This window comes from Plantactinospora soyae (assembly GCF_014874095.1).
Taxonomy (GTDB): Bacteria; Actinomycetota; Actinomycetes; order Mycobacteriales; family Micromonosporaceae; genus Plantactinospora; species Plantactinospora soyae.
In genome coordinates this window covers 1,365,157-1,381,919 of record NZ_JADBEB010000001.1, presented here as the reverse complement: position 1 = coordinate 1,381,919, position 16,763 = coordinate 1,365,157, and the positions used below count along the sequence as shown (strand labels likewise).

Here is a 16,763-nt window from a genome sequence, read left to right as displayed (position 1 = left end):
GAGGCGTGATGTCGAGAGTCAGACTGTCGTTCACCCCGGCACCGGTTCACGTCCGTACCGCCCGGCTGGTGGGGGTCGCGGTCGCCCGGCGTGCCGGCGTCGCCGAGGAACTGCTCGACGAGGTACGGCTGGCGATCGGCGAGGCCTGTGCCCGCGCGGTCGCCCTGCACCGCCAGTACGGGCTGACCGAGCTGGTCATGGTCGAGATGTCGGACGGGCCGACGTACACGGTCCGGGTGATCGACCGGGCGCCGATCGAGGCCGGGTTGGGGCTGGCCGCGCTGCCGCCGGACGAGCTGGCCGACGAGTCGTTGACCGACGAGGCGCTGACGGTGGGCGTCGGGTTCGCCCTGTTGGCCGGCTTCGTCGAGGACCTACAGGTGCGGCCGGTGGACGAGGGCGTCGGCACCGAGGTACGGATGGCCTGGCCGCTCGGCCGGTAACTTCGCCAGCCGAGCCGGGCACCCGCCTGCCCGCCGAACCGATCACCCGCCGCCTGCCAGGCAGCCGCGCACGCCTCCTGGCAGGGCCGCGTACCCGCCGCCTGGTGAGCGGCCCACCCACCGCCTGGTGAGGCGATCACGTGTCGCCAGTGGAGTGGACGGCGGGGTGCCGGCCGAGTCGATCTCGCGTGATACCAGAGCCGCGGCGCTAACACAGCGATGAAGATCATCGCGACGGGGCGGGTCCTCTGTGTGACCTCCAACACGACGGACCGCTAGAGTACCCGGGGTTATCAGCAAGTGTGCTGGTCCCGCTCCTGCTCCGGCGGTGAGCGCCGTCGGTTCCGCCGGCGATGGGTCGGCGACGCGCTTGCTAATTGTCGCTCCACGCGTGGAGACGTCTGGCCGGTTCGTCCGCCGGCCGGGCGCGAGTGTTCGGTACAGGAGGACATAGATGTCCGTAGTAGCGGCCCCAGACAGTGGCGGGCTGTCCCTTACTGGTCAGAACCTGTCATACGTCGTCGTGGCGGCGGTCATTGCGTTCGTGGCGCTCGGCTTCGCCGCCGCCCTGACCAAGGCCGTACTGGCGACCGGTAAGGGCACCAACAAAATGCAGGAGATCGCGGGTGCCGTCCAAGAGGGCGCCTCGGCCTACCTGCTCCGCCAGTTCAGAACCCTCGGCATATTCGTCGTGCTCGCCGTGGTGTTGCTGTTCCTGCTGCCCGTGCACGACACCGAGGGCAGCGAGACGCTGGTGAAGATCGGCCGCTCGGGCTTCTTCGTGGTGGGCGCCGTGTTCAGCGCGTTCATCGGTGGAGCCGGTATGGCACTGGCCACCCGGGCCAACCTCCGGGTGGCAGCGGCCGCCCGGGAACGCCAGGGGGGTAGGGAGGCGGCGATGCAGATCGCCTTCCGTACCGGTGGCGTGGTCGGCTTCCTCACGGTCGGGCTCGGCCTGATCGGGGCGGCCGCGGTCGTCCTGATCTACCAGGGCGACGCGCCGACCGTACTGGAGGGCTTCGGCTTCGGAGCCGCGCTGCTCGCGATGTTCATGCGGGTCGGCGGCGGCATCTTCACCAAGGCCGCGGACGTCGGCGCCGACCTGGTCGGCAAGGTCGAGCAGGGCATCCCGGAGGACGACCCGCGCAACGCGGCGACCATCGCGGACAACGTGGGCGACAACGTCGGTGACTGCGCCGGCATGGCGGCCGACCTGTTCGAGTCGTACGCCGTGACCCTGGTCGCCGCGCTGATCCTCGGCCGGGCGGCCTTCGGCGAGCACGGGCTGGTCTTCCCGCTGATCGTCTCCACCATCGGCGTGCTCATCGCCATCCTCGGGGTGTTCATCACCCGGCTGCGCGCCTCGGACCGGTCCGGCCTGACCGCGATCAACCGGGCGTTCTACGCCTCGGCCGTGGTCTCGGCGATTCTCGTCGCGGTGATGTCCTTCGTCTATCTGCCGGCCACCTGGGCCGAGATGCTCGGGGACACCTGGCGGGAGAGCCTCGGCCTGGCCGCTGGCGACGCCGAGCCGATGGACCCGCGGATCATCGCGATCGGCGCGGTGGTGATCGGCATCGTGCTGGCCGCCGCCATCCAGGCACTGACCGGCTACTTCACCGAGACGAACCGGCGGCCGGTCCAGGACATCGGCAAGTCCTCGCAGACCGGCGCGGCCACCGTGATCCTCGCCGGCATCAGCGTCGGCCTGGAGTCGGCGGTCTACTCCGCGCTGCTCATCGCCGCCGGGGTGTTCGGCGCGTTCCTGCTCGGCGGCAGCTCCATCACGCTGTCGTTGTTCGCGGTGGCGCTGGCCGGTACCGGCCTGCTCACCACCGTTGGCGTGATCGTCGCGATGGACACCTTCGGGCCGATCTCCGACAACGCACAGGGCATCGCCGAGATGTCCGGCGACATCGACGAGCATGGTGCGCGCACGCTCACCGAGCTGGATGCCGTCGGCAACACCACGAAGGCGATCACCAAGGGCATCGCGATCGCCACGGCGGTACTGGCGGCGACCGCGCTGTTCGGGTCGTACATCGACACGCTCGACGCGTCGTACGTCACGGCCGGGGTGCAGAACGTGGGCGACGAGATCCTCGCCGCGCTGAACGTGGCCAACCCGCGCAACCTGGTCGGCCTGATCATCGGTGCCGCGGTGGTGTTCCTCTTCTCCGGTCTGGCCATCAACGCGGTCTCCCGCTCGGCCGGTGCCGTGGTGATGGAGGTACGCCGGCAGTTCCGCGAGCTGCCCGGGATCATGGACGGCACCCAGCGGCCGGAGTACGGCAAGGTGGTGGACATCTGCACCCGGGATGCCCAGCGCGAGCTGATGACCCCGGGTCTGCTCGCCATCCTGGCTCCGATCGCGGTCGGCTTCGGGCTCGGCCCGGGTGCGCTGGCCGCGTACCTGGCGGGTGCCATCGGGACCGGCACGCTGATGGCGGTCTTCCTGGCCAACTCGGGCGGTGCCTGGGACAACGCCAAGAAGCTCGTCGAGGACGGCGCGTACGGCGGCAAGGGTTCGGCCGCGCACGAGGCCACGGTGATCGGCGACACGGTCGGTGACCCGTTCAAGGACACCGCCGGCCCGGCGATCAACCCGTTGATCAAGGTGATGAACCTGGTGTCCCTGCTGATCGCGCCGGCCGTGGTGGCCTGGAGCGTGGGCGACGACAAGAACACTCCGCTGCGGATCGGGATCGCGGTCGTCTCGGCCCTGATCATCGTCGCGGCGGTGGTGTTCAGCAAGCGTAAGCCGGTGGCGATGTCGGACTCCGACCCGAACCAGGGTGGTGCCGGCAGCGGCAGCTCGGACCAGCAGCCGCAGACCGTCAACGCCTGATCGGTGTGGAGTGGATCCGGGCCCGACGTCTACGGCGTCGGGCCCGGATCCGTCTTCCCAGGTGACCGTTCCTCAGATCTCCACCGTCGGCCGTTCTGGCTGGTCAGGGGACCGTTCTGGAGAGGGCCGACCAATTACCCTTCTCGTGAAGTCGGTTCGAACCCGTACGCTGCAACGCATGCGTACGCCCCGCGCGGCAGGCGCCGGAAGGTTCACGGCGGTCCTGTGCACCATCGCCCTGCTCGTAGGGGCCTGTGCCGGGGGGCCGTCCCCGCAGGCCTGGGCGGCCGCGGTCTGCGCGGCGCTGGCCCCGTGGCGGGCCGAGATCGGGACGCTGACCCGGAGCACCCAGCAGCAGATGACGGCGCAGACCAGCCCGGCGCAGGCCAAGGAGAACCTGGTCCGGTTGCTCCGCGGGGCGGAGCTGGCCAGCGAGACCGCCAGACAGAAGGTGGCGGCGGCGGGCGTACCGGACGCGGAGAAGGGTGCGGCGGTGTCCCAGGGCTTCCTCGCCTCGCTGACCGCCGTCCGGGACGCGTACGGCAAGGCCGGCACGGCGATCGAGCGGCTCGGTACCGGGCAGGCCAGCGTGTTCTACGACGGGGTCAAGACCGCGGTCGACACCCTGAACCAGGAGTACGAGTCCAGTTCGCTCGACACCAGCGAGTTGGACTCGGTGGAGTTGAAGCGGGCCTTCGACGAGGTTCCGGAGTGTCGCTGACGCCGCCCACCCCGCCCACCTCGGCCGAGTCCACCGACCCGGCCGCACTGATCCCCGCTTCCGCCGTCCCGCTCGCCACCCCGCCGACCTTGGCGACCCAGGCCGAGCCGACCCCCGAGCCGACCCCCGAGCCGACCCCCGAGCCGACCCCCGAGCCGACTCCCGAGCCGACTCCCGCATCGACGGTCGAGTCCGCCGCGCCGACGGCCGAGCCGATTTCCACGTCGACTGCCGAGCCGAGCCCGGTGCCGGCTGCCGTGCCGACCTCCGGGATCGCCGTTCCGGATCCGGGATCGGTGGGCCCGGTCATCGCCGCCGTGTCCGGGGTGACCCATGTGCTGGACCGGCCGGCTGTCCGGCAGCTCTCCCTCTTCGGGGTCGAGGCCAACGACCCCGCCACGGGCGACCTCGCCGGACTGCTCGCCGGGCCGGGGGAGGTGGTCCGGATGGGCGGCACGGCCCGGGTCTCGATCGTCGTCGACGCCGCCTGGCGGGTACACGTCCTGGTCGCGGAACTGGCCCGACGCGGCCTGAGCGCGAGTTGGATCGGTCGGGTGGAGGAGCAGCACGGGGTGCGTACGTCGTACACGACCCGGCTCGCGCCGCTGAGCGCGAGTTGGCTGCGGGGAACCGCGAAGCGCCCGCCGCCGGGCTTCTTCCTCAACGGTCCCCGGCTCCGGCTCTGGGCCGCCGCGGCGGGTCGCGCCGAGCAGCTCGGGTTCGTGCTCCGGCTCGGCCCGGCCGACGAGGGGTGCTGGGAGGCGGTCGGTGCCGCGTTGGCGGCGATCGGTCTGCCCGGGGTGCTGCTCGATCCGGGAGCCGGCGGTCCCGGGTACCGGATCACCGGGCGGCGCCGGCTGGCCCGACTCGCGGAGCTGGTGGGGGACCGGCCACCGGCCGCGCCGCCAGCGCAGTGGCCCGGTGGCGTAGCGTGATCACGGCCGGCCGGGAGGGTCGATCGGGCGGTCATCGGATCGATCGGTGTCATATCCCGGACAGCTGTCGTCGGATTTGTACGAATCATCCTATTGATGATGTACTGGGGGAGACTGGATCTGTCCGGTTGGCCGCGCGTCGATCGACGGTGGGTGTACGGTGTCGCCGTCCGGCATGACCGCCCGCCCGGCGTTGTTGCACCCGACGTCACCGCAGCGTAGCGGGACTCTTCGCCGCCCGCGCAACCCTGGAGTCGGGCAGCGCGTTACGTTGGACGTCCGGCCACCGGCCGGCGGGGGTCCGCCGGCTGAGCCGAGCGGACAGTGCGGTCCGCAGGGGCGAATATCGTGAGTGAGGTCAGGAGAGACGTGCCGAGTAACGCCAGGAGCACCCGTCTGGTCATCGTCGAGTCACCGGCGAAGGCCAAGACGATCTCGGGCTATCTCGGCCCGGGGTACGTCGTCGAAGCCAGCCTGGGTCACGTCCGTGACCTGCCCCGCAACGCCGCCGACGTGCCCGCCAAATACAAAGGTGAGGCGTGGGCCCGGCTCGGCGTCGACGTCGACAACGGCTTCACCGCGCTCTATGTCGTCTCGCCGGACCGGAAGCAGCAGATCACCAAGCTGACCCGGCTGGCCAAGGAGGTCGACGAGGTCTTCCTCGCCACGGACGAGGACCGCGAGGGCGAGGCGATCGCCTGGCACCTGGTGGAGACGCTGAAGCCGAAGGTCCCGGTCCGGCGGATGGTCTTCCACGAGATCACCCGGCAGGCGATCCAGGCCGCGGTGGCCAACCCGCGCGAGATCGACCGCGACCTGGTCGACGCCCAGGAGGCCCGGCGGATCCTGGACCGGCTCTACGGCTACGAGGTTTCCCCCGTGCTGTGGAAGAAGGTCATGCCCCGGCTCTCGGCCGGGCGGGTCCAGTCGGTCGCCACCCGGATCGTGGTCGAGCGCGAGCGGCAGCGGATGGCGTTCCGCAGCGCGGAGTACTGGGACATCCTGGCCACCCTGGCGGTAAGGGCGGGCGGTGAGGGCCCCCGGACCTTCCACGCCACCCTGGTGGCGCTGAACGGGGACCGGATCGCCACCGGTAAGGACTTCGAGCCGACCACCGGCCGGGTGAAGCCCGGTGCCGGGGTGACGCATCTCGACGCCGACGGCGCCCGGGGCCTGGCCGCCCGGCTCGACGGGCGGCCGTTCACCGTCACCCGGGTGGACGAGAAGCCCTACCGGCGCCGGCCGTACGCGCCGTTCATCACCTCCACACTCCAGCAGGAGGCGGCTCGCAAGCTGCGGTTCTCCTCGCAGCAGACGATGCGTACCGCACAGCGGCTGTACGAGAACGGCTACATCACCTATATGCGTACCGACTCGGTGAACCTGTCCGAGACGGCCATCAGCGCCGCCCGTCGGCAGATCGCCGAGCTGTACGGCGAGCGGAACGTGCCGCCGGAGCCACGCCGCTACACCGGCAAGGTCAAGAACGCCCAGGAGGCGCACGAGGCGATCCGGCCGGCGGGCGACAACTTCCGGACCCCGGGCGAGGTGGCGAAGGAGCTTTCCGGCGAGGAGTTCAAGCTCTACGAGCTGATCTGGCGGCGGACCATCGCCTCCCAGATGACCGACGCCGTCGGCTCCAGCGTCTCGGTGCGGATCCGGGCGGTCTCCACCTCCGGCGAGGAGGCCGACTTCGGCGCGACCGGCAAGACGATCACCGAGCCGGGCTTCCTGCGGGCGTACGTGGAGTCGTCCGACGACGAGAACGCCGAGGCAGAGGACGCCGAGCGGCGGCTGCCGAACCTGGTCAAGGACCAGCCGCTGACCGCCGACGAACTCGCCGCGACCGGGCACCACACCCAGCCGCCGTCCCGGTACACCGAGGCGTCGCTGGTCAAGGCGCTGGAAGAGCTGGGCATCGGCCGCCCGTCGACGTACGCCTCGATCATGCAGACGATCCAGGACCGGGGGTACGTCACCAAGCGTGGCCAGGCGTTGATCCCGTCCTTCCTCGCGTTCGCCGTGGTCGGCCTGCTGGAACGGCACTACCCGCGACTGGTGGACTACAACTTCACCGCCGCGATGGAGAACGAGCTGGACGAGATCGCCGGTGGTGACCACGCGGCGGTGGACTTCCTCACCTCCTTCTACTTCGGCAGCGACTCCGCCGGTAACGAGTCGGTCGCCAAGTCCGGCGGCCTGAAGAAGATGGTCACCGACAACCTCAGCGAGATCGACGCGCGCAGCGTCAACTCGATCCCGCTGTTCCAGGACGAGGACGGGCGCGACGTCGTGGTCCGGGTCGGCCGCTACGGGCCGTACCTGCAACGGGGCCTGCCAGGTACGGAGCCGAGCGGCCAGCCCCGGGATGCCGGCGAGAACGGTGCCGGCGAGGCGGGTACCGGTGACGACGGCAGCGCCGCCGGTGACCGGGCCCCGATTCCGGAGGGTGTGGCGCCCGACGAGCTGACCCCGGAGAAGGTGCACGAGCTGTTCCTCGGCGGTGGCGGGGAACGCAAGCTCGGCGAGCACCCGGAGACCGGTGAGCCGATCGTGCTCAAGTCCGGCCGGTTCGGCCCGTACGTCTCCAGCGGCGAGCGCAAGGCGTCACTGTTGCGCTCCCAGTCGCCGGAGTCGTTGTCGATGGCGGAGGCGCTGCGCCTGCTGACCCTGCCCCGGATGGTCGGGGTCGGGCCGGACGGTGCCGAGGTGCTGGCCGCCAACGGCCGCTACGGCCCGTACGTGAAGCGGGGCGACGACTTCCGGTCGCTGGAGTCGGAGGAGCAACTCTTCACGGTCACGCTGGACGAGGCGCTGGCCCTGCTGGCGGCACCGAAGAACCGGCAGCGCCGGGCGGCGGCGCCTCCGCTGCGGGAGATGGGCCCCGATCCGCTGACCGAGAAGCCGCTGGTGATCAAGGACGGCCGGTTCGGGCCGTACGTCACCGACGGGGAGACCAACGCGTCGCTGCGCCGCGCCCAGACTCCCGAGGCGCTGACCCTGGAGGAGGCGTCGGAGATGCTCGCTGAGAAGCGGGCAAAGGGTCCGGCACCGCGTAAGCGGGCGGCGGCGAAGAAGGCTCCGGCGAAGAAGGCCACGAAGGCGGCCGGTGAGACCGGGGCGACCGCCAAGAAGACGGCGGCCAAGAAGACGACTGCGAAGAAGACGGCGGCGAAGAAGGCGGCGCCGAAGAAGGCGACGGCCTCCACCGAGCCGACCGACTGACTGGCTGGCTGACCGGCTGACCGACCCGAGGCGGGGCGAGCCGACTCGGGCGACTGTCTGCCGGCCGCGCCGGATCGAGCGGTGACCGCCGCCCTGGCCGCCGGCCGGTCAGGCGTCCGCTGGGCCGGGGCGATGGCGGCGGAAGCCGTACGTCTCGTACTCCTTCGTGAAGCCGAGCGAGGCGTACAACCGCTGGGCCGGCAGGTTGTCGGCGTTGTAGTTGACCGTGACGGTGGCCGTCCCGGCCGCCCGCATCCGGCGCATCGCGTCCCGCATCACCGCGCTGGCCAGGCCGAGCCGCTGGAAGTCCCGGTGTGTGCCGACCGGCTCGAAGTGCCCGGTCCGGTTGCGCCCGTCGACCCAGTAGACGGTGAACGCCGCGATCCGGCCGTCGGAGGATTCGGCGACGATCTCCCGCTCCGGCTCGTACCCGGGCTTCGTCATCACCGCCGCCCGGTACGTCGGTCCGGTCCAGTCCGCCTCGAACGCGGAGTTGCGGGCGGCGGCGAGCTGCTCGGCATCGGCGAGTCGGGCGGTACGCAGCACGAAGCCGTCGGGCACCACCGCTTCGGCGACCGGTTGGGCGAGATCCCGGACGGTCACCTCGTCCCAGGTCCGGAACTTCGCGAAGCCGAGGTCGGTGAGCAGGCGGATCCGCGTTCCGTCGCGATCGAAGACGTCGGTCAGGACGTACTCTCCGGGCTCGTCACCGGCCATGTACCGGGCCGTCGTCCGGTACGCCACCCGGAGCATCTCCCGTTCGGCGTCGGTGCCGCGCAGCGCGGGCGCGGTGAAGACGTCGAACGAGGCCCCGAAGCGCAGGTTGATCGCCAGACCGACGATCTCCGAGTCGACGGTTTCCCAGATCTGGACGAGTTCACCGACCGGTCGGCGACCACGGAGGTTCTCGTAGATCCGGTGCGGCAGTTCGCCGACGTGGTCGTACCCGCACCGCCCGGCCTCGGCGATCCAGGCCGCGAAGGTCTCCTGTAGGCGCGGCAGGTCCGCGTCCGAGTACGGCCGCATCCGTGCGGCGGAGGAAGGGGTCACCGGGCCTGTATACGGCAACCGCCCGGCCGCTTCGAGCGGTTTTCCGTCGCTTCCGGTCAGTCGCCGAGGACCTGTTCGGTGTAGGAGTTGGCGAATACCCGGTCGGGGTCGAGCCGGTCCCGGACCGCGAGGAAGTCGGCGAACCGGGGGTACACCGGACGCAGCGACTCCGCGTCCCGGTAGTGCAGTTTGCCCCAATGCGGCCGACCCGCCAGCCCCATCGCCACCTGCTCGAACGCCCGGAAGTACGGCTCGGCGGGCATCCCGGCGTACTGGTGGATGGCGACGTACGCCGACTCGCGCTGGTAGCCGTGCGAGAGCCAGATGTCGTCCGGCGCGGTGAACCTGACCTCGACCGGGAAGAGCACCCGGAACGGCAGTTCCTCGATCACCCGACGCAGCCCGGCGAGCGCCTCCGGCAGGGCGGCGCGGGGCAGGCCGTACTCCATCTCCTCGAACCGGACCCGGCGCGGCGTGCAGAAGACCCGGTCGGACCTCGCGGTGTAGCTCCGCGCGGTGAGCGCGCGGGCCGAGACGGCGTGGATGGTCGGGACCAGTGCCGGGGCGGCCCGGCCGAGCCGGCAGGCACCGGCGAAGACGGAGTTGGCGAGGAAGTCGTCGTCGAGCCAGCTGCGGAACCGGGGCAGTGGCCGGTCGTCGGCGGGTACCCGGTTATTGATCTTCACCTGCGCCCGGTCGGTGTACGGGAACCAGTAGAACTCGAAGTGGTCGTTCCCGCCGACCAGGTCCGGCAGTTCGGCGAGGACCTCGGCCAGCGGCGCCGGGCGCTCGTCCGCGCGCAGCACGAAGGCGTCCACGCAGCGCAGGGTCACCTCGACCAGGACGCCGAGCGCGCCGAGCCCGACCCGGGCGGCGGCGAAGACCTCCGGGTGCTCCTGCGCGGAGCAGGTGATCAGTTCCCCGGTCCCGGTCACCAGGGTCAACCCGGCGACGAAGGTGGAGAGGCAGCCGTAGCCGGCGCCGGTGCCGTGGGTACCGGTGGAGATCGCACCGGCGACCGTCTGCGCGTCGATGTCGCCGAGGTTGGCCAGCGCCAACCGGTGACTGGCGAGTAACTCGTTGAGTGATCGCAGGGACATCCCGGCGGGTACGGTGACCAGTCGGCGGTCGGCATCGACGCGTACCGGTCCGGCCAGCGCGCCGAGGTCCATCCACTGGTCGTCGGCGCGGGCGATGGCGGTGAAGGAGTGGCCGCTGCCGACCGGCTTGATCCGTCGACCGGCGGCTCGGGCGGCCCGGACCGCCCCGGCGACCTCGTCCGGGTCCGCCGGACGGAGTGCGGTGGCGTCGGTGCGTTGGTTGCCGGCCCAGTTCGACCAGGAGGTGACATCGGGTGGTGCGGTACGCCCGTTCATCTGACCCTCCCTGGAACGGCCAGGCCACCGATGGATAAACGTGAATCACCCTCACGTCACGGTGTGCCAGGGCGAGTAAATCAGGATCGTCACGGCGAGTAAATACCGCATATCCACCCGGCTCGTTAGTACGGGTAGCGTTTCGAAATCCGCGACGCCTAGTAACCTTCATCCCGTCGAAAGGGAGTGGCGACGAGTGTCCACGTCAACCGCCACATCCGGTCCATTGCGCCGCGTCCCGGTGCAGGGCCGCAGCGTCGCTCGGGTCCAGCGCATGCTCGACGCGTGCGCCGAGATAGTCGACGAGGTCGGCTACGAAGGACTGACCACCACCCTGCTCGCCGAGCGCGCGGGCGTTGCCATCGGGTCGGTCTACCAGTTCTTTCCCGACAAGCGAGCGATCGTGCAGGCACTGACTCTGCGCAACATGGAGGCGTACCTGGAACGGCTGGGCGACCGGTTCTCCCGGGGCGACCTGACCTACTGGTGGGACGGCGTCGACGCCGCGATCGACGAGTACATCACCATGCACCGCCGGGTTCCCGGCTTCCGTACCCTGCACTTCGGCGATGTGGTCGACGTCCACCTGCTCGACGAGGACCGGGACAACAACGGGGTCATCGCCGAACAGCTGGCCCGGGTACTCGTCGAGCAGTTCGGCACCGCCGACGCGCCCCGGTTGCGGTTCGCGCTGGAGATCGCCGTGGAGGCCGCCGACGCGCTGATCAAACTGGCGTTCCGGCGAGATCCGGAGGGCGACGAGAAGGTGCTGACCGAGGCGACGGCGCTGATCCGCGAATACCTGCACCGACACGTCGACGCCGCACCCTCGGCCGGCTAGCTCCGGCCCGGGTGAGGTGTTAGGAAGGGCCCCTTCTTCTACCGAAAGCGATAGGAAGGGGCCCTTCCTTACAGAAAGGCGCGGCCTTCGCCGCGGTAGGTGGGCACCGTGCCTTCCACCCGGTCCGCTCCGACCAGGTGCAGTTCGCCGACGTGTTCCGCCAGTTCGCCGGCCTTGGCGTGCCGGAACCAGACCCGGTCGCCGACCCGCAACGACTCCGCCGCGACTCCGGTCACCGGGGTCTGCACCTCGCCCGCGCCCTCCGTACCGGTCAGTCGCAGGCCGGAGGGCAGCCAGGGGGTGGGCAGCCGGGCCGGGTCCGCCGGTCCGGAGGCGACCCAACCGCCGCCGAGCAGGGTCGCCATCCTGGCGGTGGGCCGGCGCACCACGGGCAGCGCGAAGAACGCCGCCGGCCTCGGACGCCAGGTGCGGTAGGCGTCGAACAGCGCCGGCCCGTACAGCCCCGATCCGGCAGTGATCTCGGTCACCGCCGGGTCGGCCGCGGTCAGGGCCACGCTGCCGGTGCCGCCGCCGTTGACGAACTCCAGGTCGGCGTGCTCGCGTACCGCCGCGACCGCCGCCGCGCGCCGGTGCACCAGTTCCCGGTACGAGTGCCGTTGCAGCAGCCGGATGGTGGCGCCGCGTACCGCCTGTCGGGGTGGTGCGTCACCGAGCCCGGCGATCTGGGCCTCGTACGACATCAGGCCAACCAGCCGGAAGCCCGGCCGCTGCCCGATCGCGGCGGCCAGCGCACCCGCCGCGCCGGCCGAGTGCACCGGTGACCGGCGCGTCCCGACGTGCAGCCGACCGCCGAAGGCACCGGCCATCGGTCGCCAGGAGGCGTCGAGGTCGAGGCAGGTTCGGATCTCCGCCCGTCGACCGGCAGCGGCCACCGTGTCGATCAGGTCGAGTTGGGCCGTGCTGTCCACCATCAGGCAGATCGCGGCGGCCAGGCCCGCGTCGGCGGCCAGTTCGGCCAGCGCGTGCCGTTCGGCGGTGGGGTAGCCGACCAGCGCGTCGTCGGTGACACCGGTCCGGACCAGCCAGATCGCCTCGGCCAGGGTGTACGTCATCACCCCGCGCCAGCCGGGTTCGGCCAGCGCCCGGCCGAGCAGGGCTCGGCAGCGCAATGACTTGCTGGCGATCCGGACCGGCTTGCCGGCGGCCTGGGTGATGAGCGCGCCGGCGTTGGCGTCGAAGGCGTCGAGGTCCACCACGGCGATGGGCGGTTCGAGGTGCGCGGTCGCCCGGTCGAGGCGTCTGCGCAGGGTATCGCGTTCGGTGGCCATTCGAGCACGCTAACCCTCACGGCGATAATGCGAAACCATCTCGCGTATTCGTGTCGCCGTACCCTCGACACCGCCCCCGGGCTCCGGCTCCGGGGAATGTCGGGGTCGGGGTGGATCGTCACCGCGATTAGAGTGCTCGGGGGGAGCCCGGTGACGGGCGGCGTGCGGAGGGGTACGGCCATCGACGAAAAAGACAGTGGCACGGGGCGCGGAGCGCCACCGTCCGGTACGTCCACGCCCGCGCCCGCGACGAGTCCGGTCGACCGGACCGGATACCAGGCCCTGCGGTCGGTCCTGCGGATCCGTCCGTTCCGCCGACTCTGGCTGGTGCTCGGGGCCGCCTCGTTCGGTGACTGGCTCGGCCTGCTGGCCACCTCGGTCTTCGCCTCCAGCCAGGTCACCGGCGACACCGCGAAGGGTCTCGCCTTCGGCGGCGTGATCGCGGTCCGGTTGCTTCCGGCCCTGGTGCTCGGCCCGGTCGCCGGAGTACTGGCCGACCGGTTCGACCGGCGGATCACCATGGTCATCTGTGACCTGCTGCGGTTCGTACTCTTCGCCTCGATCCCGCTCGCCGCCCTGCTGGACATCGGCGGCGGGCTGGTCGTCGGCTGGGCGGCGGTCGCCACCTTCCTGATCGAGGCGGTCACGCTGATCTGGATCCCGGCCAAGGAGGCCGCGGTTCCGAACCTGATTCCGCGGAGCCGGCTGGAGGTGGCCAACCAGCTCACGTTGATCACCACCTACGGACTCACCCCGGTGCTGGCCGCGGTCGGCGCCGCGGTGCTGGACCGCAGCGTGCGCGCCGCGTCCGGCGGTCCACCGCAGGGACTGGCCGATCCGACCCAGTTGGCGCTCTACTTCAACTCACTGAGCCGGCTCGCCACCGCCCTGGTGGTCTTCTTCGGAATCCGGGAGATCAGCGGCCGGCGCGGGCGTCGGGAGAGCGTCGAACAGGCCGCCGGGCAGGCCGAACGGGTCGAGCAGAGCATGCTGCGGCAGTTCGTCGACGGCTGGCGGTTCATCGGCAAGACCCCGCTGGTCCGGGGCCTGGTGCTGGGCATCTTCGGCGCGTTCGCCGGTGGCGGCGTGGTGATCGGTACGGCGAACTTCTTCACCAAGTCGCTGGCCGCCGGTGAGGCGGCGTTCTACCTGCTCTTCGGCTCGATCTTCCTCGGCCTGTCGCTCGGCATCGGGCTGGGGCCGATGATCGTCCGGGAGATGTCCCGGCGCCGCTGGTTCGGCATGAGCATCGTGCTGGCCAGCGCCTCCGTGCTGGTGCTGGCCGGCTCCATCCACCTCTCCATGGCGATCCTCGGCGCGGTGCTGGTCGGTGCCGGTGCCGGGATGGCCTTCCTGGCCGGTACGACCCTGCTGGGCGGGGAGATCCCCGACGAGATGCGCGGCCGGGTCTTCGCCGTCGTGCAGACCGGTACCCGACTGGTGCTGATCCTGGCCATCTCGGTGAGCAGCCTGCTGGTCGGCGTCGGCGGCTCCTGGCAACTGCGAATCGCCGACTTGGGCATCTCGGTCTCGTCCACCCGGTTGCTGCTGCTGGTGGCGGGTGCCGCCGGGATCTTCACCGGGATCAAGGCGTTCCGCCAGATGGACGACAAGCCGGGCGTACCGGTACTTCCCGATCTCTGGGGATCGATCCGGGGCCGTCCGCTCTTCCCGGCCGAGCCGTTCGCCTCGTCCGGCGCCTTCGTGGTGTTCGAGGGCGGTGAGGGAGCCGGCAAGTCGACCCAGGTCGGCAGGCTGGCCGAGGCCCTCCGGCAGCACCGGCGTGAGGTACTGACGACCCGGGAGCCGGGCGCCACCGGGGTGGGCGAGCAGATCCGTGGACTGGTGCTCGGCCGGGAGACCGGGCCGGACTCGCTGGCCCCTCGGGCGGAAGCGCTGCTGTACGCGGCCGACCGGGCGCACCACGTCGCCACCGTCGTCCGACCCGCGCTCGCCCGCGGGGCGGTGGTGATCAGCGACCGGTACGTCGACTCGTCCCTCGCCTACCAGGGAGCCGGCCGGACCCTTCCGGTGGAGGAGATCTCCTGGCTGTCGTCCTGGGCCACCGGCGGGCTCAAGCCCGATCTGGTCGTACTGCTCGACGTCGAGCCCCGGACCGGGCTGGCCCGGGTCGGCTCCCGGGGCGGTGACCCGGACCGGCTGGAAGCGGAGTCGATCAGCTTCCACGACCGGGTCAGGGACGCCTTCCTCGACCTCGCGGCGGCCGACCCCAAGCGCTATCTGGTGCTCGACGCCTCCCGCCCGGCCGACGAGATCGCCGCGGCGGTGGCCGACCGGGTGACCGGCATGCTCGCCGATCCGGAGACGACCGTCCATCCGGAGCCGGCGAGGCCGCCGGACACCTCGACCCAGCCGAAGCTGTCCGAGGCGGAACTGCGCGACGACGTGGACCTGTCGACCGGGGCCGCGAGGTCGGCCGAGGTCGAGAGGTCGGCCGAGGCCGGTCGGGTGCACCACGACCAGCCTGCCCCGGGCGGCGGGGACCGGTCCGGTTCCGACGGCGACGATCCGACGTCCCAGGCCCGGCTGGTGGGCCGGCCCGGTCGGGCACCGGGAGACAGCGTCGATGGCGCCTCCGGCCGGGAGCGGACGGGTGGTAGCGCGGGCGGCGTCGAGCTCGAACGGCACCCCTGATGCCGGAGGTCTTCGCCGAACTGGTGGGGCAGCCCGAGGCGGTCGACGTCCTCCGTCGGGCCGCCACTGCCGCCGAGGCGATCCGGGCCGCCGCGGTCGAGGAGATGCTCCGAGCCACCGCGCCGGCCCAGACGCGTCCAGCGGACGGGGAACTGGACGAGGAGTTCGCCGAGGAACTGGACGCGGAACTGGACGCGGAACTGGCCGAAGAGCTGGACGCGGAGTTGGCCGGGGAGTCGGCCGGGGAACTGGACCCGGCGGGCGGGGGCGAGCCGGGCGCGTCCAACGGAAGCGCGATGACGCACGCCTGGATCTTCACCGGGCCGCCCGGCTCCGGTCGGTCCGTCGCGGCGCGGGCGTTCGCGGCGGCCCTGCAATGCGTCCGGGGTACCGGCTGCGGCGAGTGCGCCGGCTGCCACACCACCCTCGCGGGTACCAACGCCGACGTGCGGTTCGTGGTTCCGGAGGGGCTCTCGATCGGGGTCGGCGAGATGCGGGCCCTGGTGCTGCGGGCGGCGAGCACCCCGAGCGGGGGCCGTTGGCAGGTACTGGTGATCGAGGATGCCGACCGGCTCACCGAGGCCGCCGGCAACGCGCTGCTCAAGGCGGTCGAGGAGCCGCCACCGCGTACCGTCTTCCTGCTCTGTACCCCGTCGACCCATCCGGACGACATCTCGGTGACGATCCGGTCCCGGTGTCGGGTGGTGGCGCTGCGGCAGCCGCCGGCTGACGCGGTCGCGGCCGTACTCCGGGATCGTGACGGCGTCGCGCCGGACGTGGCGGCCTGGGCCGCCGCCGCGGCTCAGGGACACGTCGGGCGGGCCCGCCGGCTGGCCCGGGACCCGGACGCCCGCAAGCGCCGGGAGGCGGTGCTGGCCCTGCCCCGCCGGCTCTCCGGCATCGGTGCCTGCTTCGACGCCGCCTCCGCGCTGATCGACGCGGCCGAGGCCGAGGCGGCGTCGGCCGTCGTGGAGTCGGACGCCGCCGAGCGGGCCGCGCTGGAGACCGCGCTCGGCGCGGGTGGGACCGGGCGCGGCGCGGCGGGGGCGATCCGGGGCTCCGCCGGACAGCTCAAGGACCTCGAACGCCGGCAGAAGTCCCGGGCCACCCGGGCCCAGCGGGACGCGCTGGACCGGGCGCTGGTGGATCTGGCCGGCTTCTACCGGGACGTGCTGACCCTCTCGATGCGGGCCCCGGTCGCACCGGTGCACACCGACGTCGCCGCGACGGCCGCCTCCGCAGCCGGAAAGTGGACGGCGGAGGGCACCCTGCGGCGGCTGGAGGCGGTGCTGGGCTGCCGGGCGGCCATCGAGACCAACGTGAAGCCACGGATCGCCGTCGAGGCGATGATGCTGGCCCTCTGGCGCGGCTGAGCCCCCG

The 16,763-nt window shown here is 71.6% G+C and carries 11 protein-coding genes; 8 read left to right on the top strand and 3 right to left on the bottom strand.

Annotated elements, in window-relative coordinates; translation table 11 throughout:
- The first annotated feature begins 5 nt into the window (after positions 1-5).
- The 5 genes from H4W31_RS06045 to topA all read left to right on the top strand — a co-directional run bounded on the left by H4W31_RS06045 (position 6) and on the right by topA (position 8,172).
- Positions 6-443, top strand: a complete 438-nt coding sequence (locus H4W31_RS06045; protein WP_192765749.1) for an ATP-binding protein — start codon at positions 6-8, stop codon at positions 441-443.
- 454 nt (positions 444-897) lie between these two features.
- Complete coding sequence (locus H4W31_RS06040) at positions 898-3,291, top strand: sodium-translocating pyrophosphatase (protein ID WP_192765748.1); 2,394 nt, start codon at positions 898-900, stop codon at positions 3,289-3,291.
- 178 nt (positions 3,292-3,469) lie between these two features.
- Positions 3,470-4,012: a hypothetical protein gene (locus tag H4W31_RS06035; RefSeq protein WP_192765747.1), complete on the top strand. Its 543-nt coding sequence runs from the start codon at positions 3,470-3,472 to the stop codon at positions 4,010-4,012.
- Positions 4,013-4,308: 296 nt separating this feature from the next.
- Positions 4,309-4,947: a hypothetical protein gene (locus tag H4W31_RS06030; RefSeq protein ID WP_318783713.1), complete on the top strand. Its 639-nt coding sequence runs from the start codon at positions 4,309-4,311 to the stop codon at positions 4,945-4,947.
- A 369-nt stretch (positions 4,948-5,316) separates the two neighbouring features.
- Positions 5,317-8,172: a type I DNA topoisomerase gene (topA, locus tag H4W31_RS06025; RefSeq protein WP_192765746.1), complete on the top strand. Its 2,856-nt coding sequence runs from the start codon at positions 5,317-5,319 to the stop codon at positions 8,170-8,172.
- Between the two features lie 108 nt (positions 8,173-8,280).
- Here the strand turns inward: topA and H4W31_RS44150 are convergent, their stop codons facing one another.
- Entirely contained in the window at positions 8,281-9,222 is a 942-nt protein-coding gene (locus H4W31_RS44150; protein ID WP_192765745.1) for a GNAT family N-acetyltransferase, read from the bottom strand.
- A 56-nt stretch (positions 9,223-9,278) separates the two neighbouring features.
- Positions 9,279-10,598 (bottom strand): D-arabinono-1,4-lactone oxidase, encoded by a 1,320-nt coding sequence (locus H4W31_RS06015; protein WP_192765744.1) that lies wholly within the window; start codon positions 10,596-10,598, stop codon positions 9,279-9,281.
- A gap of 274 nt (positions 10,599-10,872) precedes the next feature.
- Here H4W31_RS06015 and H4W31_RS06010 point away from each other — a divergent pair, with 274 nt between their 5' ends.
- Positions 10,873-11,439: a TetR/AcrR family transcriptional regulator gene (locus tag H4W31_RS06010; protein WP_192765743.1), complete on the top strand. Its 567-nt coding sequence runs from the start codon at positions 10,873-10,875 to the stop codon at positions 11,437-11,439.
- A gap of 68 nt (positions 11,440-11,507) precedes the next feature.
- Here H4W31_RS06010 and H4W31_RS06005 read toward each other — a convergent pair whose 3' ends face one another.
- The gene (locus tag H4W31_RS06005; RefSeq protein ID WP_192765742.1) at positions 11,508-12,728 is read right to left on the bottom strand and encodes an alanine racemase; all 1,221 of its coding nucleotides are present in this window, start codon (positions 12,726-12,728) and stop codon (positions 11,508-11,510) included.
- 327 nt (positions 12,729-13,055) lie between these two features.
- Here H4W31_RS06005 and tmk point away from each other — a divergent pair, with 327 nt between their 5' ends.
- Entirely contained in the window at positions 13,056-15,383 is a 2,328-nt protein-coding gene (tmk, locus tag H4W31_RS06000) for a dTMP kinase (RefSeq protein WP_404825695.1), read from the top strand.
- Positions 15,383-16,756, top strand: a complete 1,374-nt coding sequence (locus H4W31_RS05995; RefSeq protein WP_192765740.1) for a DNA polymerase III subunit delta' — start codon at positions 15,383-15,385, stop codon at positions 16,754-16,756. Before tmk ends, H4W31_RS05995 begins: the two co-directional genes overlap by 1 nt.
- Positions 16,757-16,763 lie beyond the last annotated feature (7 nt).